Origin of the sequence: Sulfitobacter sp. SK011, from assembly GCF_003352065.1 — a bacterium.
In the GTDB taxonomy this organism is placed as follows: Bacteria; Pseudomonadota; Alphaproteobacteria; order Rhodobacterales; family Rhodobacteraceae; genus Sulfitobacter.
The window spans coordinates 1,584,247-1,604,622 of sequence record NZ_CP025803.1 but is presented as its reverse complement, the minus strand read 5'-3'; the positions used below and the strand labels follow the sequence as shown (position 1 = coordinate 1,604,622).

At 57.0% G+C, this 20,376-nt stretch carries 19 protein-coding genes; 12 read left to right on the top strand and 7 right to left on the bottom strand.

Annotation, left to right across the window (positions count from 1 at the left end; all coding sequences use genetic code 11):
• Window positions 1-7: 7 nt before the first annotated feature.
• Window positions 8-1,003, bottom strand: a complete 996-nt coding sequence (gene dctP, locus C1J02_RS07895) for a TRAP transporter substrate-binding protein DctP (protein ID WP_114878078.1) — start codon at window positions 1,001-1,003, stop codon at window positions 8-10.
• Window positions 1,004-1,221: 218 nt separating this feature from the next.
• Between dctP and C1J02_RS07890 the strand changes: the two genes are divergently transcribed.
• A complete protein-coding gene (locus C1J02_RS07890; RefSeq protein ID WP_114878077.1) occupies window positions 1,222-2,106 on the top strand; it encodes a LysR family transcriptional regulator in 885 nt (294 codons plus the stop codon).
• Between the two features lie 77 nt (window positions 2,107-2,183).
• On the opposite strand, the gene C1J02_RS07885 is transcribed toward C1J02_RS07890, so the two are convergent.
• The 6 genes from C1J02_RS07885 to C1J02_RS07860 form a co-directional block, all read right to left on the bottom strand.
• Window positions 2,184-4,412 carry an NADP-dependent isocitrate dehydrogenase gene (locus tag C1J02_RS07885; RefSeq protein WP_114878076.1) on the bottom strand — a complete coding sequence of 743 codons (2,229 nt, stop codon included), beginning with the start codon at window positions 4,410-4,412 and terminating at the stop codon, window positions 2,184-2,186.
• A gap of 110 nt (window positions 4,413-4,522) precedes the next feature.
• Complete coding sequence (locus C1J02_RS07880; RefSeq protein WP_114878075.1) at window positions 4,523-5,275, bottom strand: ABC transporter permease; 753 nt, start codon at window positions 5,273-5,275, stop codon at window positions 4,523-4,525.
• 9 nt (window positions 5,276-5,284) lie between these two features.
• Window positions 5,285-6,085 carry an ABC transporter ATP-binding protein gene (locus C1J02_RS07875; RefSeq protein WP_114878074.1) on the bottom strand — a complete coding sequence of 267 codons (801 nt, stop codon included), beginning with the start codon at window positions 6,083-6,085 and terminating at the stop codon, window positions 5,285-5,287.
• Window positions 6,072-6,833 (bottom strand): ABC transporter permease, encoded by a 762-nt coding sequence (locus tag C1J02_RS07870; RefSeq protein ID WP_114878073.1) that lies wholly within the window; start codon window positions 6,831-6,833, stop codon window positions 6,072-6,074. The genes C1J02_RS07875 and C1J02_RS07870 overlap by 14 nt, the downstream gene beginning before the upstream one ends.
• A gap of 77 nt (window positions 6,834-6,910) precedes the next feature.
• A complete protein-coding gene (locus tag C1J02_RS07865) occupies window positions 6,911-7,885 on the bottom strand; it encodes an ABC transporter substrate-binding protein (protein WP_114878072.1) in 975 nt (324 codons plus the stop codon).
• Between the two features lie 88 nt (window positions 7,886-7,973).
• Window positions 7,974-8,702 carry a FadR/GntR family transcriptional regulator gene (locus tag C1J02_RS07860; RefSeq protein WP_114878071.1) on the bottom strand — a complete coding sequence of 243 codons (729 nt, stop codon included), beginning with the start codon at window positions 8,700-8,702 and terminating at the stop codon, window positions 7,974-7,976.
• A 134-nt stretch (window positions 8,703-8,836) separates the two neighbouring features.
• Between C1J02_RS07860 and C1J02_RS07855 the strand changes: the two genes are divergently transcribed.
• The 11 genes from C1J02_RS07855 to C1J02_RS07805 all read left to right on the top strand — a co-directional run bounded on the left by C1J02_RS07855 (window position 8,837) and on the right by C1J02_RS07805 (window position 20,375).
• On the top strand, window positions 8,837-9,523 hold the full coding sequence (locus C1J02_RS07855; RefSeq protein ID WP_114878070.1) for a fumarylacetoacetate hydrolase family protein: 687 nt from the start codon (window positions 8,837-8,839) through the stop codon (window positions 9,521-9,523).
• A 29-nt stretch (window positions 9,524-9,552) separates the two neighbouring features.
• Window positions 9,553-10,539 (top strand): 4,5-dihydroxyphthalate decarboxylase, encoded by a 987-nt coding sequence (locus tag C1J02_RS07850; RefSeq protein WP_114878069.1) that lies wholly within the window; start codon window positions 9,553-9,555, stop codon window positions 10,537-10,539.
• 4 nt (window positions 10,540-10,543) lie between these two features.
• Complete coding sequence (locus C1J02_RS07845; RefSeq protein ID WP_114878068.1) at window positions 10,544-11,314, top strand: sulfite exporter TauE/SafE family protein; 771 nt, start codon at window positions 10,544-10,546, stop codon at window positions 11,312-11,314.
• Window positions 11,315-11,395: 81 nt separating this feature from the next.
• Window positions 11,396-12,397, top strand: coding sequence for a tripartite tricarboxylate transporter substrate-binding protein (locus C1J02_RS07840; protein ID WP_162798270.1), 1,002 nt, complete (start codon window positions 11,396-11,398; stop codon window positions 12,395-12,397).
• Between the two features lie 73 nt (window positions 12,398-12,470).
• Window positions 12,471-12,983: a tripartite tricarboxylate transporter TctB family protein gene (locus C1J02_RS07835; RefSeq protein WP_114878066.1), complete on the top strand. Its 513-nt coding sequence runs from the start codon at window positions 12,471-12,473 to the stop codon at window positions 12,981-12,983.
• On the top strand, window positions 12,976-14,490 hold the full coding sequence (locus C1J02_RS07830; RefSeq protein WP_114878065.1) for a tripartite tricarboxylate transporter permease: 1,515 nt from the start codon (window positions 12,976-12,978) through the stop codon (window positions 14,488-14,490). The genes C1J02_RS07835 and C1J02_RS07830 overlap by 8 nt, the downstream gene beginning before the upstream one ends.
• Window positions 14,487-15,746, top strand: coding sequence for an LVIVD repeat-containing protein (locus C1J02_RS07825; protein ID WP_114878064.1), 1,260 nt, complete (start codon window positions 14,487-14,489; stop codon window positions 15,744-15,746). The genes C1J02_RS07830 and C1J02_RS07825 overlap by 4 nt, the downstream gene beginning before the upstream one ends.
• On the top strand, window positions 15,743-16,222 hold the full coding sequence (locus tag C1J02_RS07820) for an OsmC family protein (protein ID WP_114878063.1): 480 nt from the start codon (window positions 15,743-15,745) through the stop codon (window positions 16,220-16,222). The genes C1J02_RS07825 and C1J02_RS07820 overlap by 4 nt, the downstream gene beginning before the upstream one ends.
• Window positions 16,219-16,674: a (2Fe-2S)-binding protein gene (locus C1J02_RS07815; RefSeq protein ID WP_205389880.1), complete on the top strand. Its 456-nt coding sequence runs from the start codon at window positions 16,219-16,221 to the stop codon at window positions 16,672-16,674. Before C1J02_RS07820 ends, C1J02_RS07815 begins: the two co-directional genes overlap by 4 nt.
• On the top strand, window positions 16,671-18,785 hold the full coding sequence (locus tag C1J02_RS07810; RefSeq protein ID WP_114878061.1) for a molybdopterin cofactor-binding domain-containing protein: 2,115 nt from the start codon (window positions 16,671-16,673) through the stop codon (window positions 18,783-18,785). The genes C1J02_RS07815 and C1J02_RS07810 overlap by 4 nt, the downstream gene beginning before the upstream one ends.
• 60 nt (window positions 18,786-18,845) lie before the next feature.
• Window positions 18,846-20,375: an acyl--CoA ligase gene (locus C1J02_RS07805; RefSeq protein ID WP_114878060.1), complete on the top strand. Its 1,530-nt coding sequence runs from the start codon at window positions 18,846-18,848 to the stop codon at window positions 20,373-20,375.
• The last annotated feature ends 1 nt before the right edge of the window (window position 20,376 follow it).

Below are 20,376 nucleotides of genomic sequence, written 5' to 3'. Positions count from 1 at the left end.
GATGTGTTTAGGGCGCGTGACTTGCCAGAAGAGACCGGATGCTGTCCGCCATTTCGGCACCGCAAGCTTCGTTCACGGTCTCGTCCCATTTCGGCTTAACACTCGCAATCAGCTCTGCGCGCTTGTCATCCGGGATCGACACAGCGGCACCACCGCCCTGCATGACCGCGTTGCCAACCTGCTGATCAACCCATGCCTCGTAACGTGGCTGCAACCAGCTTTCGGTTTCGGACGCAGCGGTTGTCAGCGCTGTTTGCTCTTCTGCGGTCAGCGCATCGAACTTGTCCTTGTTGATCATGTACTGAATGTTGCCATAAAACAGGTTCGCATTGACCATATAAGGCATCACTGTCCACAGCTTCCAGGAGCTGTAGGTCGCAACACCCATGTTGATGCCGTCAACAACACCACGTTCGGCTGACTGAAACACCTCTTTGGGTGCCACAAACACCGGCTCACCGCCCCATGTTTCGATCATCATGCTGACCAACGGCCCGATTGAGCGGACAAGCTTGCCGTCAAGGTTGCCAATGTCATCAATGCCTTCTTCGAACCACCATTCCTGATCGTAAGAGTAGTTGGAGTTGAAGAGCGGTGTAAGGCCTGCGTTCGCGGCTTCGTCACGGATCAGTTCAGCATAGGCCGCATCGAGACCGGTTTGGTTTTCGAGGCTGACTTCAGCCGGATAAAGCGAGGTGACAGCATAGCAGGGCAGCCGGTTGTCCGCATTGATCCAGCTGATGTCGGAAACGCCCCCTTGAACGGAATCTACACCTTCAGACCAGCCATGCAGCGTAGCAGACGGAAAGATTTCGACCTTCACAGAGCCGCCGGTTTTTTCGGCAACAAGGTCGGCAAAATGTGTAAAGCCTTCGTAACGGATGTCGGACTCGTTGACGTAGGTGCTGAGACGCAGGGTTGTTTCGGCGGTTGCTGTGCCTGCCGTCATGCCGACAGCCAATACAGCAGCAATGGCCGTCGTTGATTTCAAAGATATAGTCATGGTTTCCTCCCAAAAAGATTTCAGGCGCGCCTTACGGTTTCCTCCCCGGCCCGACCTTCAGCTGTCTGACCGGCCGCGCACAGCCGAACCCAGAATGCCTAACTTCAACGCTACGCGGCGGACCCGGAAAAAAGCCAACTCAAATACCACATCAAATCATGCGGATATTGCATAGTTGTTATAAATCATGGACTACTGCTGTTCTGGGAGGCGCAGAAATGGACATAAACTGGTTGGGCGACTTCGCGTGTTTGGCGCGCACGCTGAATTTCACCCGTGCCGCCGAAGAGCGGAACATCACGCAGTCTGCTTTCAGCCGGCGCATCAAGTCGTTGGAAAACTGGCTGGGGGTGCCGCTGATCCAGCGGTCGAGCTATCCTGTTCAACTGTCAGAGGCGGGCCAGCAATTTTTGCCTGTTGCACTGGAATCGCTTTCGAATCTGTCCGACATACGGCAAACCCTGCGTGCCCAGGAACGTGGTGTCACAGCCTTTCAGCGGTTTGCCGTGCTGCACACCATTTCTGTCAATTATCTGACCGGGCGGATTAAGGAATTCGAAGATCTCATCCCGAACCTGCGGGTGCGGGTCTATTCAGACAACCTTCGGACCTGTTGCCAGCTGCTGTCCGAGGGGACCTGCGATTTTTTGCTGTATTATCGACACAAGGACGTACAGCCCGTATTCGAAGAAAAGCAATTCGCCCGCAAGGACATCGGCACCGAACAAATGATCCCTGTCGCGCAAATGAATGCGGCGCGTTCGAATGGTTGGGACCTTGACGATTCCGGGCGCGATGCAATTCCCTACCTGGGCTATGATCCCAGCAGTTTCCTTGGTGCCGTGGTCGAGCAGACGATCGGCGCGCGCACGCCCCCCCTTGCACTGCGGTACATGGATGCGCTGACCGAAGCGATCAAACGCAGGATGTTATCGGGCAGTGGCGTTGCGTGGCTGCCAGAAAGCGTGGTGGCCGAGGAATTGGCCGCAGGGCTGGTGACCCCGGTCGGGGGCGAGGCCTGGCAGGCGACGCTCACGTTGTCGCTTTTCTGCTCGCATGATCGGCTCGACAAAATCGGGCGGCAGGTGTGGGATGCCTTGTGACGCCTGTCGAAAGCAAGGAAAGGTCGTTTCCACCCCGGTCAGGAATGAAAACGACCCAAAGCCCTGTTACGTGTGGATCAACCTTTGCCGAGAATTCGGTTCAAAGTGGCCGATGGTGCCATAACCGCGTCCGTCTTTTCGGGATCGGTATGGTAGTAACCCCCAATATCCACCTCCTTGCCGCGCCCTTCGTGCAGCTCACGGACAATCAGATCTTCATTGCCTGACAGCGCCTCGGCAATGGGGGCAAAGTGATCGGCCAGCCCACTGTCTTTTGTTTGCGCGGCAAGCGCCTGCGCCCAATAGAGCGCAAAATAGAAATGGCTGTCGCGGTTATCCGGCTGACCGAGCTTTCGGCCCGGCGACTTGTTGTTATCCAGAATGCCTTGCGTGGCCGCATCGACCGCGGCCCCCAAAATCGAGGCGCGCGCATTGCCAGTGACCGTGCCGAAATACTTCAGGCTCTCGCCCAATGCGCAAAATTCACCTAGCGAATCCCAGCGCAGATGGTTTTCTTCCATCAGCTGTTGCACATGTTTGGGGGCTGACCCACCTGCCCCGGTTTCAAACAGGCCGCCGCCATTCATCAGTTTGACGATCGACAGCATCTTTGCGGAGGTCCCAAGTTCGAGAATGGGAAACAGGTCTGTCAGGTAGTCGCGCAACACGTTGCCGGTAATCGCAATTGTGGTTTCACCCCGTCTGATCATCTCAAACGAAACGCGTGTGGCCGCGCGTGGTGCCATGATCTTGAAATTTTCTGCAACCCCTGCCGCAGCCAGCAAAGGCTTGACCAGTTTGATCAGTTCCGCGTCATGGGCACGGGTTTCGTCCAGCCAGAATATGGCGTCACAGCCTTCCGCTTTCTGCCGCTCGATGGCCAGTTGCACCCAGTTTTCGATCGGTGCTTTTCTGGTAGAGGCCGAGCGCCAGATGTCGCCCTTTTCAACACGGTGTTCATGGATAACGTCGCCGTTCGCCGCAATCATCGACACGGTGCCGTCGGCAGGGATTTCGAAAGTTGTTGGATGCGAGCCGTATTCTTCGGCTTTTTGGGCCATAAGCCCCACGTTCTGCACTGTGCCTGCCGTTGTCGGATCAAGCGCACCGGTCTCTTTGAAATAGGCTATCGCCTCGTCATAAACGGGCGCGTATGAGCTGTCAGGGATCACACAATTGGTGTCGGCTTCCTTGCCATCCGGTCCCCAGCCTTTGCCACCTGCACGGATCAGCGCAGGGATTGAGGCGTCAATGATGACGTCAGATGGCACATGCAGGTTGGTAATGCCTTTGTCCGAATTCACCATGTAGAGCGGCGGACGCTCGGCCATTAGGGCATCAATCTCGCCCTTGATCACGTCGCCGTCGGTCATCCCCTCAAGCGTGGCGAACATCGTGCCAAGCCCGGAATTCGCATCGACACCTGCCGCAGCCAATTCCGATGCATATTTGTCAAAAACAGGTTTCAGAAACGCATGGACTGCATGACCGAACAGAATGGGGTCAGACACCTTCATCATCGTTGCTTTCAGGTGTATCGAAAACAGCGTCCCTTCAGCCTTTGTTGCGTCGATCTGTTCGGTCAGGAAGGCATCAAGTGCCTTTGCGGACATGAACGTCGCGTCCACGATTGTGCCTGCGGGGAATGTCACGCCGTCTTTGAGAACGGTGACCGTGCCATCGGGGGCTGTATGTTCGATACGCGCCGGCCCGGCCTGTGCCTCTGTCAAGGTGACGGATGTTTCATTGGAGCGAAAATCGCCCTTGGACATGGTTGAGACGCGGGTCTTGCTGTCTGATGCCCAGGTGCCCATCGAATGCGGGTTTGCCATTGCGTATTTCTTGACGGCAACGGCCGCACGCCGATCCGAATTCCCTTCGCGCAGTACCGGGTTGACTGCCGAGCCTTTGATCGCGTCATACTTTGCGCGGGCTTTTTTCTCTGCGTCCGAGCCTGGCTCTTCGGGATAGTCAGGCAGGTCATACCCTTGCGACTGCAATTCCTTTATGGCCGCAAGAAGCTGCGGGCCAGAGGCCGAAATGTTTGGGAGTTTGATGACATTTGCTTCTGGGTTTTTCACCAGTTCGCCAAGCTCCGCGAGGTCGTCAGGCTGCCGCTGCGCATCTGTCAGGCGCTCAGGAAAGGCGGCAATGATGCGCCCAGCCAGCGAAATGTCCTTTGTCCCGATGGAAATACCCGCCGCTGTCGCGAAGACGCGGATGATCGGCAACAAGGACGCAGACGCAAGTTGCGGTGCCTCGTCAACTTTGGTGTATATGATGTCGGGAGACGTGCTGTTAGCCATTTGATTTACCTTTGCTTACCTCCCTGCCCCGTATCCTTTCGCGGCCAAAGAGTCCACTTTGCAATCGCACTATCTGCGCGCAAAACTGGATGGATATGTCTAAAGCCCTCTTACCGTTTTGCGGCGTAATAGGCGACCCGGCGTTCCAGATAGGCGAGGAATTCTGATATGGTGAAGGCCAGGGCAAAGAGCACCAAAAGCACCGCCCAGAAATGCGACATCAGAAAGTTCGCAGAATAAAGCTCGAACAACGCGCCAAAACCCACGATCGAAATCAAAAGCTGACCAATGATCACACCCTTCACGGCGCGGATGATGCCGATGCGCACACCGCCCAGAATTTCCGGCAGCGCCGCCCAGAAGTATATTTTGAAGAATGCATTGAAAGGCGAGGCACCAAAGCTGTGCGCCATTTCCACCAGCGATCTGTTGATCTGCTTCACGCCGGCACGTGAGTTCAGAATGATGATCCAGATCGCGAAAAGCGTCGTGGTGATGATGATTGACTTCATGCCAAACCCAAACAGCACCATCAGCACCGGCACCAGCGCAGTCAGCGGGGCGCTGAGAAATACATTGACCCAAGGCAGCAGCAGTTCATCCAACAGGCGGCTTTTGCCCATCAGAATACCCACCGGAATACCAATGATGATTGCAAAAAAGACCCCCGCGCTGAACGCATATGCTGTTTCGGCCAGCGCCTTCTGGAATGCCGGGGTGCCGATGACCTCAAAAAGCGTCAGCATTACCTTGGAGAGCGGTGGCACAAAAAAGGTAAGTTTCAACTGGCCGACGATCTCCCACAGGAGCCCCCAGACCAGCAAAGACGACATGCCCGGCAAGTGATATCCAAAAACTTTCATGGCACGCCCCTACTCCACATAGGTCCGCAACGACGCCCAGATATCATCAACAATATCGAGGTATTCTGAATCGCGGCGAATGTTGTCGACACCCTTGTTGCGAAAACTGCTGGGCCGGATGATTTCATGCACGCGGCTTGGGCGGGGCAGCAGAATGGCAATCTGGTCAGAGACATAGACCGCCTCTTCGATGGAGTGGGTCACGAAGATAAAGGTCTTGTTCTCATTCTGCACCAGCGACAGCAAGTCCTCCTGAAACTTGCGACGGGTCTGCTCATCGACCGCCGAGAACGGCTCGTCCATCAACAGCACCTGTGCATCAACCGACAAAGCGCGCGCAAGACCAACACGTTGACGCATGCCGCCGGACAGCTCGTGTGGATAGCTCTGCTCGAAACCGGCAAGCCCGACCTCTTTGATGTACTTGGCGGCAATATCTTCCCGCTCCGATTTTGCGACCCCGCGCATCTCAAGGCCAAAGGCGACGTTGCGCATCACCGTGGCCCAGGGCAGCAAAGCAAAATCCTGAAACACAAACGCGCGGTCCGGTCCGGGGCCCGTCACCTTTTCGCCGTTAACCTCGACCACACCGGACGTTGGTTCCAACAACCCGGCGATGATCTTGAGCAAGGTTGTCTTGCCGCAGCCGGATGGCCCAAGCAGCGAGGTCAGCTGGCCGCGCGGAAATTCGAGGGACAAGTCGCGCAGTGCCTCAACATCCCCGTAGTTCTTGGAGATGTTGCGCGTCGACACCGCGCTTTCGAATGCGGGCGTGATTGCCGGTGCGGCGGCCATTTCAGTCGGAGACATAACCACGTTGATTTCCTTTGAAGAGAATGGATTCGATGCGTTCCAGCAGGTTCAAAAACAAAACCGCAAGCAGGATGATCGAAAAGATAGCAGCATACATGCTGGGATAATCGGCGATTGACCGGCTGTAGGTAATGATATCGCCAACGCCGGTTGGTGTGATCTTGAGTTCGGCCAGAATGGCCCCGATGAACCCCGCCGAGACACCCAGACGCAGACCGGCGAAAATCACCGGTGATGCGGCGGGGATGATGATCTTGAGCATGATCGACATATCGCTCGCCAAAAATGAGCGGCCCATTTCCTTGATTGATTCAGGTGTGTTGCGCACGGCACTGCTGGTGTTCAGCACGATAACAGGCATGGCCATAATGCAGACAACCATGACCTTGGAGGTCAGCCCGATTCCGTAGGCCAGCACCAAAAGTGGAATAAGCGCCGCGAGAGGGGCGGCCTGCATCACGATGAAAATTGGCGAAAAAAGCCAGTCGAAGAAATTGTTCAACCCGACCCAAAGGCCGATGGCGATGCCAAGAACCGCAGATATGGCGACACCAACCACTAGCGGCTGCAATGTCTCTGCGTAGGCTTCCAGCATGGTGCCATCACCGATCATGCGCCACAGCGCGGACATCGATTCAAGAAATGTCGGGAATGCGAAGCTAACGGGTATCCGGCCAGCGATCTCCCAGCCACCAAAAAGGATCAGGGCGGACAACAGCTTTAGCACGAGGGAACGGTTGAGCATTGAATATTTGTCCCGAGGGTTGACGGGGAAAGGGACGCTGCGCCCAATCGAGGGCGCAGCGTCAGGATATTACTCGATCACTTCATCGCCGCATCGAGCGGTGCCAGATACCAGAAATCCTCGATGTTCAGTGTGCTTGCGTCACCATCAAGCTGCCCGGCCGCGGAATACCATTCCATGTCAGCCATGGCTGCCTTGCGGCCACCGCCGTTTGGATCATAAAGACCGCCCTCGACCGCATCAGCATAAAAGCCGTCAAGCTCGTCCAGGATCTCTTTTGGCAGTTGACCGATTGGCCCATCAGGGTTGGTTTCGCGGCGAATGATGGTGGGGTCTTCGTGCATGTCCTGCCAGACGCTGACCAGCGCTTTGACAAAGATGTCCACCTGCTCTTCGTTTTCCTGAATCCAGGTCAGATTGCCAAAAAGCGCCTCGTCGCTGGCCTCTACTTCGAACATTTCCAGCACGTTGAAGCCCGCTGCAGCTTCGCTGCGCATCAGTTTGTTTTTGTTGGACAAGTCGATGATTGTGGCATCCGCTCGTCCGCCAAGAAGTGCGGCCACGCGATTGGACGAACCCGGCACATAAGAGCGGTCACCAAATTTGATACCAACCCGTTCTTCGATCACGTTTGCAATCGAATCCGTGCCACCGCCGCGCGAATGCAGCAGGATCGGTTCACCGTTCAGGTCATTCAGGCTGCTGTATTTCTTGGTGGTCACAGGAAAAAACTTGAGCTTTGACAGCTGGAACACGATGCGAAGCGGCGCTTTTGAGCGCTGCATTGCTGCATATGGCGTGCCAAAGCCAATATCCATCTGGCCGCTCAGAACCGCCTGAATGGCCAATTCCTCGTCCGAAAACGCGGTCCACTCGTAGTCAAGGCCGTTTGCCTTGGCCCGATCCAATGCGACAAAGAATGCGGCCAATTCGTCCGAAGGCGTTTCCGCCAAAGCGATCCGAATGGGTTCCGCCTGCACCGTCGAGACCATCATCGAGATCGCGACCGGCACGGCGGTCGCAAACGCCGCCAGTTTACCGAGAAATGTCATCGTAATTCTCCTCCCTGAGAATAATACAGATTTATCTTTTCTGAGGGTCCGACGTTTCGCCTTGTTACCCCCACGTCGTGTCCTGCTGTCACACCTCTCCAAAAAGTCTGTGCGAGACCGATCCAATGTGACCTCGCATCGCCAGATGCGCCGCGTGCGGATCACGCGCTTCGATTGCGGCGGCGATCCGGTCATGTTCATCAAAACTGGTATGTTCCGCAGTCGGGCGCGCCGTGGCCCGCACGACGGTGCCACCTGACACGGCGCGCCGCACGGCATTCAGGTGATCAAAGAGCGTCAGCAGCAAAATGTTGTCCGATGCCTGTGCTACCCTTCTGTGAAACAGATCGTCATGGGTTTCGTATTCGGCCCAGGTGTTCGCAGCCCGTGCCGCATCTTTGGCTTGATTCATCTGGACGATGGCGCTGCGAGACGCATGGATTGCCGCCTCACGGGCCAATGAGGGTTCAATGCAAAGTCGCGCCTGAATCATTCTCACGGGTGTCATTTGCCGGCTCAACTGCTCAATCGCCCCAACGCTTGGCTGACCATCTTGTGCGGCCACAAAGGTTCCCTTGCCGACATGCCGCCAGATGGTGCCATCATGGTCCAGCGCATCCAGCGCCTTGCGCAGCGCATTGCGGCTCATCCCCAACTCGACGATCAACTCCCGCTCTGAGGGCAGCCGATCCCCTGAAGCATAATTCCCATCGACAATAAAGGCGCGTAAGGCAGCGATGTCATTCACTCTTTCAGAGGGTTCACGCCGCGCGAGCGGAACCAAACCATCTGCAGATTGATCAACCAAATTATCCATATTGGTTCAGTTAACACCGATCAATCGCCTTCTTCAATATAATTATTACCTCACGATGATATTGGTTGCGATTGATCTTGGCATGACTTCCCCCTAAGCTTGGCCTGAAAACATCCATCCAAGGGAATCCTCACATGACTGAATACGTGATCGAAACGCCGCCGATTGTCGCCCTGCCGGTGACCGGAACTGATGCGAAATTTCCGGTACGCCGGATTTATTGCATTGGTCGCAACTATGCGGCCCACGCGGTCGAAATGGGTCACGACCCGGACCGCGAAGATCCGTTTTTCTTTCAAAAAAACCCTGACAATCTGGACCTGTCAGGAGAATTCCCTTACCCATCCCAATCCAGCGATGTCCACCACGAGGCCGAGCTGCTTGTCGCTTTGAAATCCGGCGGCACAGACATTTCTTTGGACAACGCGCTCGACCATGTGTTTGGATATGGGCTGTCTTTGGACATGACGCGTCGCGACCTGCAAGGCATCCAGAAAAAGATGGGGCGGCCATGGGAAATTGGCAAAGCCTTCGAGCGGTCCGCCCCCTGCGGCCCTCTGCACCCCGTCTCGGAAACCGGACATCTGGATCAGGGACGTCTTGAGCTGAAGGTAAATGGCGAATTGCGTCAGGAGGCCGACCTGAACCAGATGATCTGGAAGGTGCCCGAGATGATCTCGTATCTGTCCGAATACTTTGAGCTTGCGGCAGGCGACGTCATCATGTCGGGAACGCCCTCTGGTGTGGCCGCCGTCGAAAAGGGTGATGTGATGGTCTTGACCATTGAGGGGCTCGGAAGCCTGGAAGTGAAAGTCGTTTAACACCGCGGGCTTTCTGATGGGAGGAAGGGATGCTGGAATTATCGCTTGGAACTTGGGATCATGATCGCGTGATGGCGCTGCATGATGGCCGCGTCAAAGTTCCGGGCGTCCAGTTCGCGAGCGAAATTCACCCCACCTCCAAGCTGTTTCCGTGGGCTGTGCAGGAAGCACGCTTTGACATCACGGAAATGTCGGTTTCCAGCTACATCCTGCAGCTATCGCGCGGCGGATCTGACTATACGGCGATCCCCGCCTTTGTCAGCCGCGCCTTTCGCCACAACGGCTTTTTTGCCCGCGCGGGATCAGGGATAGAAAGTCCTGCCGATTTCGCAGGACGCAAGATCGGCGTGCCGGAATACCAGATGACAGCCGCAGTTTGGATGCGCGGCATTCTGGCGGACGAATACGGTGTAGATTGCGACGGCATTCATTGGCACACGGGCGCGCTGGACGCGGGCGTGCGCCGCGAACGGCTGGAACTTCGCCTGCCCGAGGGGATGCGCGTCGACCCCATCACCGAAGGCGACACCTTGCAGGACATGCTCCTGCGCGGAGAGATTGACGGGCTGCTCGCCCCAAAACCGCCGCAGGCGTTTCTTGATGGCCATCCTGATCTGATCCGCCTCATTCCTGATTTCGAGAGCGCCGAGCAAGCCTATCACCAAAAGACCGGTTTCTTTCCGATTATGCATTTGATTGGCATCCGCAAATCCGTGGCCGATGCGCACCCTGCCCATGTGCGCGACCTATATGACGGCTTCGTCGCCGCGCGTGACATTGCGATGGACCGATTGCGATCTGTCTGGCTGGGCAATGCCAATCGGCTGTCCCTGCCCTGGCTTGGGGCGTCCATGGAAAGAACAATTGCCACGCTGGGGCCGGATTATTGGACTTACGGTTTTGACGCCAACCGCGCCGAGATCGACGCAATTTGCCGCTATTCGGTTGACCAGCATCTGGCGACGCGCCGGGTGCAGCCCGAAGCGCTGTTTCATCCTTCAGTGTTGGACACCTAACGCCATGATGGACGCATTACATGCAGGGCTTGGCTGGCCAGTCGCAGGAACGCTTCTGGCGTTTAGTTTCGCAGGCTCATTCATCACCGTCGCCTTTGGGATTGGCGGTGGTGCTGTGATGCTTGCAGTGCTTGCGACGCTGCTACCGGCGGCCGCGATCATTCCGGTTCACGGACTGGTGCAACTGGGCAGCAACGTCGGGCGCGCTGCGATCATGGTGAAATACATGCGGCTGGATTTGCTTGGCGGCTTCACCGCAGGCGCATTGGTCGGAATTTTTTTCGGCGGCACCTTTGTGGTGCAACTGCAAGCGGAATGGATTCAGATCGGTGTGGGCCTGTTCATCCTATGGTCAATACTGGCAACGCCCCCGGCTTTCTTGCGTCGCTCAGGGTTGGTGACGGGCGTATTTTCCAGCTTTCTGACCATGTTCTTTGGCGGCACAGGGCCCTTTGTCGCCACCTACGTCAAAGCGCAAAAGCTGGAGCGTCACGCCCATGTTGCCAGCCATGCCATGCTGATGACAGTGCAACATCTGCTCAAGACGCTTGCCTTTGGGTTTCTCGGGTTTGCGTTTTCGACCTGGGCCGGACTGATCGTGCTGCTGATCGGTTTCGGCGTGCTGGGAACGCTGGCGGGGCGGCTTTTGCTGGCCCGGATAGACGAACGGCGATTCAAATTGGCGTTGAATACCATTTTGGCCGTTCTCGCCATTCGCCTCATCTATTCAGGAGCAAGCGAATTGATTTTCGGAGGACCGACAGCCTCTGGATAAATACGACATGTCGCGCGCGAACGAGTGCACCGCACGTGGAAAAGACAATGAATTGCGCTCAAAATGATCTGGGAGGATACAATGAAAAAGTTTTCAAATCTGAACCGTCGCAGGTTTCTCGGAACCGGCGTTGCTGCAACCGGGATGGTGCTTGCCGCCCCGCATATCGCGCGGGCTGCGGACTTTCCTGAGGGCAACATCAACGTCTATGTGCCTACCGCCGAGGGTGGCGGGGCCGACCGCAACTTCCGCGCCTTTTCCAGCGTGTGGAAGACCAAGCTGGGCACAGATTTTGAACCCGGCTTTTATCCGGGTGCCTCAGGCCGCGTCGGATACGAGATCTACATGGGCAAGGCTGCGCCTGATTGCTACAATCTGATCTTCGGCAACATGGGGCCAGAGGTGCTGAACTGGGCGATGCAAGAGCCCAGCTTTGACGTTAATGACTATTTCTATTTCGGTCAGGTCGACAAAGACCCCTGCTGCCTGTTTGTGGGTGCAGAAAGCCCTCTGAAGACGATGGACGACATCATTGCTGCTGCCAAGACCCGCAGATTGAATGTCGGCACAAGCCGCATGGCACATCCGGCGTCCATCGGTCTGCTGGCACTTGGCGACAAGCTGGGTATTGATTTCAATCTGATCCCCCTTCAGGGCGGCAAAGGCACGGTCGCCGGTGCGGTCACGGGCGAGGTTGATTTCTCGGTCCTGACTTCAGGCTCGGTGATCGCAGCGGGTGACAGCGTCAAGACCTTGCTTGTCTTCGGCAACAACATCGTCGGCGAGGCATTGGACAACGCGCCCAGCATCAATGATGCCTATGGCATGGATCTGCCGGAAATGCTTTCTGCGCGGGCCTTTGGCATCCACAAAAAGGCGGCAGATGATTTTCCCGACCGGTTCGAGAAACTGACCTCAACCTTCAAGGCCACGTTCGATGATCCCGCGTTGATGGAGGCTTATATCGCCAGCAAAGGTCAGCCCGAATATCTGATCTATGCCGGTGTCGAGGAATGCGAAGCTTTCAAGCAGTCCATGCTGGAGCTTGGCGAACGCTACAAGTCGCTCTTGAGCGGCGCGTAAGCCAAAATGGATCGGCGGCCAACCGGCCGCCGGTTCAGGACCCATCTAACCTGCACATCGGGACACCTGTGAAATGCCTTCGGACAAACCAAATTCATCTCGCCAGATCGGGGGTGAGCTAGTCATCCCCCTCTTCGCCGTGGGATTCACCTTTTATTTCTTCTCAACCATCTGGAATTCGCCATGGACGGCGCAGGTCAGCGCCTTTCTGGTGGGCGGCATACTATTGTTTGTCTGCGGGATCTTCTTCGTGCGCTGCGTGGTCTGGCTGCGGCGCGGTGAGGGCACCCTGGGGTTCCGCAATCTGGTGACAATGAACGACATCCACTCCGGCCGCATCGGGCTGTTTGCCACAACGATTGCCTATGTCGTTTTTATCGACCGTCTGGGGTTCACGCTGACAACTTTTCTGTTTCTGACCAGCAGCATGTTGATTTTGGGAAAGGGTCGCACCCCGGTGTTCATCACAATGGTTTCCGCGCTCATGGCGCTAACAGGATGGGCCGTGTTCATCTGGGCCTTCGATACGCGCTTTCCACGCGGCTGGTTCGAGACGGTCATGAAGGCGGTGCTTGCAAATGGATAGCAGCACAGCATCAATACTATCTGAGGTCTTTGTTGAGACGATCGGCTATTGGTACGTCATTATCCCGACGATCTTTCTGGGTCTGACCGTGGGTGCCATTCCGGGTTTCTCGGCGGCCAACACAATTATTATTCTGATGCCTCTCACGCTGGCGATGGACCTTCAGACTGGCCTGATTTTCATGATTGCGCTCTATTGTTCGGCGCGGATGGGGGCGGGTATTCCGGCCATTCTGGTCAACATCCCCGGCACCGCAGGTGCGGCCGCAACGCCGTTGGATGGCTACCCGATGGCCAAGCAGGGCAAAGGCCAGCAGGCGCTGGCGATTTCCTTTGTTGCTTCCTGTATCGGTGGCCTGCTCACCACACTGATTGCTTTGGCCACGATGCCGATCCTTGCGCGGGTGGGATTCTACATGCACTCGGTCGAGATGATTGTTGTCATGCTGTTCGGCATTTCCCTGATCGCCTCGATTGCAGCGCAAGACATGGTCAAGGGGCTGATCGCTGGTTTTCTGGGCCTGATGATCGGGTCCATTGGCACAGATGTGGTCTATGCAACCCCCCGCGGCACCTTCGGGTTTCTTGAGCTTTATGACGGTGTCCCGCTTATCCCCGCGCTGGTTGGGCTGTTTGCGGTGTCAGAGGCTTTTGTCATCATCGAAAAACGGGTGATCATCAGCCATGAGGCCGAGGTGAAAAAGGCCAGTTGGCACGCCACATTCGAAGGCGTTTCAATCGCTGTGACCCGCTGGTGGCACATCGTCTGGACGTCGGTTATCGGCCTTGTTATCGGGGTGATCCCCGGTGCCGGTGCCTCAATCGCCAGTTTTGTCGCCTATCAGCAGTCGCGCAGCTTTTCAAAGACGCCCGAATTGTATGGAACAGGCCATCCCGAGGGGTTGATCGCACCGGAATCGGCCAATAACGGCGTGACCTCCGGCACGTTGGTGCCGCTGCTGGTCCTGGGCATCCCCGGCGGTGCCACAGCGGCGATCATGCTGGTGGTGATGCAATTCCACGGGGTCAGCTTTGGCCCATCGCTGTTCGAGGATCAGCCAAAGGTCGGCTATGGCATGTTCATGGCCATGGCCGTCAGCTATGTCGTGATGATCTTCACGATCCTGCCGCTGAGCCGCTACATGAGCCATGTGACCACGATCCCGACAATCTATCTCGCACCAATGATCATCAGTTTCACGCTTGTGGGTGGCTTTGTGCCGCGTGAATACATGTTCGACATGTATCTGGCGCTGGCCTTTGGGGTGCTGGGCTATATCGCGCGACGCACCGGCTATCATGTCGCGGCGATCCTGATCGGGGTGATCCTTGGCCCACTGCTTGAAAAGTACTTTTTGTGGTCTCTCAAAAAATCCGATGGCGACATCATGGTGCTTTTCTCGTCGACGCTGGGCAACATCCTTTGGGTGGCCTTTGCCGCGTCGATCATCCTGCCCATTGTCTTTGGCATTCGGCGCAAACGTAAAATCGAGGTACCGATCCAATGAAACGTGAACTGGAATGGGAACTGGAGCGCAATATCCGCCGTCTGGGGCATCTGGATATCGCAGGCGGCGGACAGGTGGTGGTACAGGATGGCTACGCCTATATCGGTCACATGGATCCGCCGATGGGGACGTCGATCATTGATGTGCGCGATCCGCAAAATCCGACGGTTGTGTCCCATATCGCCCCTCCGGATGCGTGGTCCCACACCCACAAGGTACGTGTCGTGGGCGACATCATGATCACCAATGTCGAGCAGGCAAAACGACACTTTCTGCGCAAAGGTGACAAGATTGCCGGTTTACGAAACGCAGGCCTGTCGGACACTGAGGTCGCCGAGCAACTGAGCGTCAAGCTGGCCGATATCCCCGAACTGGAAGCGGCACCGGTGCGTGGATACAGCGACGGCGGCTTCAGGGTCTGGGATATTTCCGACAAAACCACGCCCAAGCTTCTCTCTTATGTCAAAACGCATGGATTTGGGGTGCATAGGTTCGATATGGACAAGAATTTCGCCTATATCTCAACCGAGATAGAGGGATATGTTGGAAATATCCTAGTGATCTATGACCTGTCAGACCCGAAAAACCCGACAGAAGTGTCCCGCTGGCACATGCCGGGGCAACATCTGGCAGGTGGCGAGACCCCGACATGGACAGGCTATGGCACACGGCTTCACCACGCCATGCGCTCTGGGGACGAGCTTTGGGCAGCCGTCTGGAACGCGGGTTTTCGGGTTCTGGACGTAAGCGACATCACCAATCCAACGGTCAAGGGCAGCTACCGTTTCCCCGAAGCAATCCCTGAGCCGACCCACACGGTCATGCCACTGGAGCACACCATCGACGGCAAACGCTTTGCTATCGCCATTGATGAGGAACATAGCCACCTGCCCGGCCGCCTGCATGGCTTTATCTGGGTGATGGACGTGACCGATCTGAACAATATGGAGCCCATTGCTGCATGGGACCTGTCTGAGCGCGCTTGCCCCTGGATCGGCGATCCGGGCGCGCGTTTTGGCGGGCATCAGTTTCGCGAAAAACTGGACAGCACGCTGATCTACGCCACGTGGTTCGCGGGCGGTTTGCGCGTGCTGGATGTGGCCGACCCCTATTTGCCGAAAGAGGTTGCGCATTACATGGTCCCCGGTGCGGATGGCTCGCCGCCTCAGTCCAACGATGTCGATGTGGATGATGCAGGGTTGATCTATCTGCTCGACCGCAATCACGGACTGGACATTTTGGAGATGACCTTATGAGCGATCCCGATCTTCTGGCCCCGAGTGTTGACCCGAACAAACAAGCGCTTGGCATCCGCCGGGTGAGCGCGCGCAATGAGGCATCGACGCGCTCTGTGATGATGGTCCGCGACCATGTGGTGATCACGGATGAGAAAGACTCCAACACCGGGCCGACACCGTTGGAAATGACACTATCGTCCTTGCTGGGCTGCGAAGGTGTGATCATCAACCGTTGCGCTGAGGCGATGAAGTTTTCCTATACAGCTGTGGATATGGAGGCCGACGGGGAAGTGGACCAGCGCGGCAGCCGCGGTGTTCAGGGCGTGCGGCCCTACTTCAATTGGGTCAAACTGAAAATCCGCGTGCACACCGATGAAACGCAAGAGCGCTTTGAACGCTTGACGAAAAACGTCGAATATCGCTGTCCGGTGATGAACCTGTTCAAATCCGCAGACGTCGATGTGAAAATTCTATGGGAGCGTGTCACGCCGTGACCTTGTCGCTGACCGTCAATGGCAAAACACATCAGGTCACGTCGGAACCCGATACGCCGTTGATCTATGTGCTGCGGGATGAGTTGGGGCTCAAGGGCACCAAGCTGGGTTGCGGGCTTGAGCAATGCGGCGCTTGCGCGGTTCTTGTTGATGGCAAGGCGGTGCTGTCTTGCGTGAGTGCCGTTGAAGCCTTTGATCGCAAAGAGATTACCACCATAGAAGGCATTGCAGACAGTGAACTTGGTCGTTGTGTCCAGGACGCGTTTGTGGAAACCTCAGCGGCGCAATGCGGGTATTGCACGGCAGGCCTTGTTGTTGCGACAACCGCCCTGCTTTCCCATAACTCCAAGCCTGACAAGGATGACATCACCGAGGCCCTAACCCCGCATCTGTGCCGCTGCGGTTCCCATCCAAGGGTTCTGCGCGCGGTTAAGCGGGCATCCGAGCGATGAGCCTTCAATCCCATCCACTGATTGCGGACTGGGTCACGGCGCGGGACGGGCGTCTTTTGATCCACACTGGCAAGGTCGATATCGGTCAGCGCATCTCGACCGCGCTGATCCAGATCGCACATGAAGAATTGACGGTGCCGTACGAGCGGATCGACGTCGCACCTGTGCGCACGGGCCATGCCCCAGACGAAGGGATCACATCGGGCAGTAATTCGATCGAACAATCGGGGCATGCGCTGCGCTGTGCTGCCATAACCTTGCGCGATCAGGTGATCTTGCTGGCGGCAGCACGAAACGGCGGAGAGGTTGCTGATTGGCAGTTAAAAGACGGCGTCCTGCACCTTATCGGGACCAACCACCGGATCGATATCATTGACCTGATCCCCGATGTCCCCTCAGACACAACCGTGGATCAGGATCGTCTGCCAGCGCCCAGAACCCAAAGCACCCTGCCCCGGCCCGAAATGCGCGGTCTCAAAGATATGGTGCAGGGCAGTTTTGTATATGTTCATGATCTCGACCGGCCCGGCATGTTGCACGCCCGCGTAATCCGGCCCCCACATGCGCGCGCGGTTCTGCGTGATGTTGATGCCAAGACACTCAAGACCCTTAAAGGTTCGGGTTTCTCAATCATTCGCGACGGCGGTTTCCTTGCCCTTGCAGGACCTCAAGAGTGGCCGGTCATCAAGGCCGCGACCAAGCTTTTCGCGGCATGTGACTGGGACCTGCGGGGCGGATTGCCAGAGATCGATGTGTTTGATGAACTCTGTGCCACAAATGCGCAGAGGTTTCTGGTTATTGACGCCACGCCGACCTCTGAGGGCATCCCGAAGCCAGATCCGGATCCCGACCACGCCGCGCGATTTGAGCGGCCCTACCAACTGCACGGGTCACTGGCCCCCTCTGCCGCACTTGCGCAATGGAGCGGACAAAAGCTGATCCTGCACAGCCACAGTCAGGGCATCTATCCGCTGCGCGAGAGCATCGCCGACAGCCTTGATCTGTCTCTGGAGCAAGTGGAGATTACACATGTCCCCGGCTCTGGCTGTTATGGCCACACCGGTGCGGATGACGCGGCTTTTGAAGCGTGTTTGATTGCAATGGCCCTGGCGGAGACGCCGATATTGCTCAAATGGACCCGTGAAGATGAACACGGCTGGGAACCGTGCGCCCCGGCAATGGCCGTGGATCTTGCTGCAACTGTGGCGGACGGTAAGATCACGGCATATTCGGCGGAGGTTTATAGTGACACCCATCGCGGTCGCCCCCGTCCCGGCCCCGACAGAACAGGACCGTCGCGGCTGCTGGCCAATCACTTTCGGGCAGACCCCATCGGTCCAAACGCGGCAATGCCGAACCTTGGGCGGCACGCGGGCATGCATCGCAATCTCGACCCGGTCTATGCATTTCCCGAAACCCGTCTGGTTAAAAATCTGGTTTCTGATCTGCCACACCGTACATCGGCGATGCGGTGCCTTGGTGCGGCCGCCAATATCTTTGCGCTTGAAAGCTTCATGGATGAAATTGCGCGCAAGCACTCGGTCCCACCCCTTGCCTTTCGCCAGTCCCAACTGGACGACCCGCGCGCTTTGGCTGTGCTGGCGGAACTGGAGCGGCAGATCGAGATACGCCCCAGCTTGGCTGATGGGTGCGGACGTGGCGTCGCCTACGCGCAGTACAAAAACCAGATGACCCGCGTCGGGGTCTTTGTCGAACTCGCCGTGAATGACCGCGCCGAAATCTCTTTGCTGGATGCGACTATCGTCGCCGACGCGGGCCGGATCATTGACGCAGACGGGTTGACGGCGCAGCTTGAGGGCGGGTTTCTTCAGGCCGCAAGCTGGGCGCTTTATGAGCAGGTCAAATGGGACCGTGATGGTATCCAATCCCGTGATTGGGAGAGTTATCCGGTCATCCGTTTCGACAACGTGCCAAATATTGGGGTAACATTATTGGATCAACCGGATGCGGCGTCTGTGGGTGCCGGAGAAGCCTCGCCCGGACCGACAATCGCAGCAATCGCAAATGCGGTTTTTGACGCCACAGGACTTCGCATGAGACGCATGCCATTTACACCAGAGGCCATTATGCAAAGGGCGGCCACCGGATGATTGCCTGCCCGCTCAGCGCAAACCACCCGTCGAACTGCAACAGGTAAAAGGAACTTTTCAATGGAAACCACGCTCAAGGCGCTTATTGCCAATCATTCCGGCGACCTTCCTGCAATCGGCGCGCCGGGGCGTGACTGGCTTAGCTATGATGGACTGCGGGATCTGACCCAAGAGGTTGCGAAGACGTTGAACGGGATGGGTATTGATGCCCGCGACCGCGTGGCAATTGTGCTGCCCAATGGCCCGGAAATGGCCGCCGCCTTTATGACAGTTGCCCAAGCGGCGACGACCGCGCCGCTGAACCCGGCATACAAAGAAGAGGAATTTGCGTTTTATCTGGAAGACCTGAACGCCAAAGCGGTGATCCTTCCTGAGGGCGATGACGGCCCTGCACATGCCGCTGCCAGCAAGCTCGGCATGAACATCATTCGCCTTTCAGTACCCAAGGGGGCCGCCGCTGGCGCTTTCACACTGTCAGCCGACAAGGCCGCCGCGCCCTCAGACAGGGAACCAGCTGCCGATGATGTCGCCCTGATCCTGCACACCTCCGGCACCACGTCCCGACCCAAGATCGTGCCGCTTTTGCAGTCCAATGTCGCAGCCTCTGCACAACACATCCGCGAGTCGCTGAAGCTGACGCAGGCAGACCGCTGCATGAACGTCATGCCACTCTTTCATATCCACGGGCTTATTGCCGCTGTTGCGGCGTCGCTGTCATCGGGTGCGTCGATCTGGTGCGCGCCGGGCTTTGACGCGCTGAAATTCTTTGGCTGGATGAAAGAGGCGCAGCCGACATGGTATACTGCTGTGCCCACCATGCATCAGGCCATCCTGACACGCGCAGGGCGCAATGCGGATGTCATCGCTGACACCAAGCTGCGCTTTTTACGCTCGTCCTCTGCGTCCTTGCCCGCGCAGGTGATGGTCGCCCTGAACCAGACCTTTGGCGCGCCTGTTGTCGAAGCATACGGGATGACCGAAGCGGCGCACCAAATGGCCTGTAATCCGCTTGGTGCCGGCGCGCAAAAGCCGGGTGCAGTTGGTATTGCGGCCGGACCCAAGATGCGCATCGCACATGAGACTGAAAATCACCTGATTGAGGGCACGGGCGAAGTGGTCATCTCTGGCCCCAATGTCACACCGGGGTATGAGAGCAACCCTGACGCCAATGCCAAGAACTTCTTTGAAGCCGATGGCGCGCGCTGGTTCCGTACGGGCGACCAGGGGGCCTTTGACAAGGACGGCTATCTGCACCTGACGGGCCGCCTGAAAGAGATCATCAACCGCGGCGGCGAAAAAATCAGCCCCCTTGAGGTTGACGGCGTTTTATTGGATCACCCTGATGTCGCACAGGTCGTCACCTTTGCGCTGCCACATCCCAAGCTGGGCGAAGACGTGGCCGCAGCGGTCGTTCTCAAAGAAGGCTCAAGCGCAACGGAACAGGATATCCGCAGCTTTGCAGCCGCGCATATTGCGGATTTCAAAGTGCCGCGCAAAATCATTATCATGGACGAAATTCCCAAAGGGGCGACCGGCAAGATGCAGCGCATTGGACTGGCCGAAAAGCTCGGTCTGGCAGAGGGGGCCTGAT

What these genes read in the sequence shown, in the direction of transcription:
- dctP (WP_114878078.1), bottom strand. Translation starts at nt 1,003, where the DNA reads ATGACTATATCTTTGAAATCAACGACGGCCATTGCTGCTGTATTGGCT.
- C1J02_RS07890 (WP_114878077.1), top strand. Translation starts at nt 1,222, where the DNA reads ATGGACATAAACTGGTTGGGCGACTTCGCGTGTTTGGCGCGCACGCTG.
- C1J02_RS07885 (WP_114878076.1), bottom strand. Translation starts at nt 4,412, where the DNA reads ATGGCTAACAGCACGTCTCCCGACATCATATACACCAAAGTTGACGAG.
- C1J02_RS07880 (WP_114878075.1), bottom strand. Translation starts at nt 5,275, where the DNA reads ATGAAAGTTTTTGGATATCACTTGCCGGGCATGTCGTCTTTGCTGGTC.
- C1J02_RS07875 (WP_114878074.1), bottom strand. Translation starts at nt 6,085, where the DNA reads ATGTCTCCGACTGAAATGGCCGCCGCACCGGCAATCACGCCCGCATTC.
- C1J02_RS07870 (WP_114878073.1), bottom strand. Translation starts at nt 6,833, where the DNA reads ATGCTCAACCGTTCCCTCGTGCTAAAGCTGTTGTCCGCCCTGATCCTT.
- C1J02_RS07865 (WP_114878072.1), bottom strand. Translation starts at nt 7,885, where the DNA reads ATGACATTTCTCGGTAAACTGGCGGCGTTTGCGACCGCCGTGCCGGTC.
- C1J02_RS07860 (WP_114878071.1), bottom strand. Translation starts at nt 8,702, where the DNA reads ATGGATAATTTGGTTGATCAATCTGCAGATGGTTTGGTTCCGCTCGCG.
- C1J02_RS07855 (WP_114878070.1), top strand. Translation starts at nt 8,837, where the DNA reads ATGACTGAATACGTGATCGAAACGCCGCCGATTGTCGCCCTGCCGGTG.
- C1J02_RS07850 (WP_114878069.1), top strand. Translation starts at nt 9,553, where the DNA reads ATGCTGGAATTATCGCTTGGAACTTGGGATCATGATCGCGTGATGGCG.
- C1J02_RS07845 (WP_114878068.1), top strand. Translation starts at nt 10,544, where the DNA reads ATGATGGACGCATTACATGCAGGGCTTGGCTGGCCAGTCGCAGGAACG.
- C1J02_RS07840 (WP_162798270.1), top strand. Translation starts at nt 11,396, where the DNA reads ATGAAAAAGTTTTCAAATCTGAACCGTCGCAGGTTTCTCGGAACCGGC.
- C1J02_RS07835 (WP_114878066.1), top strand. Translation starts at nt 12,471, where the DNA reads ATGCCTTCGGACAAACCAAATTCATCTCGCCAGATCGGGGGTGAGCTA.
- C1J02_RS07830 (WP_114878065.1), top strand. Translation starts at nt 12,976, where the DNA reads ATGGATAGCAGCACAGCATCAATACTATCTGAGGTCTTTGTTGAGACG.
- C1J02_RS07825 (WP_114878064.1), top strand. Translation starts at nt 14,487, where the DNA reads ATGAAACGTGAACTGGAATGGGAACTGGAGCGCAATATCCGCCGTCTG.
- C1J02_RS07820 (WP_114878063.1), top strand. Translation starts at nt 15,743, where the DNA reads ATGAGCGATCCCGATCTTCTGGCCCCGAGTGTTGACCCGAACAAACAA.
- C1J02_RS07810 (WP_114878061.1), top strand. Translation starts at nt 16,671, where the DNA reads ATGAGCCTTCAATCCCATCCACTGATTGCGGACTGGGTCACGGCGCGG.
- C1J02_RS07805 (WP_114878060.1), top strand. Translation starts at nt 18,846, where the DNA reads ATGGAAACCACGCTCAAGGCGCTTATTGCCAATCATTCCGGCGACCTT.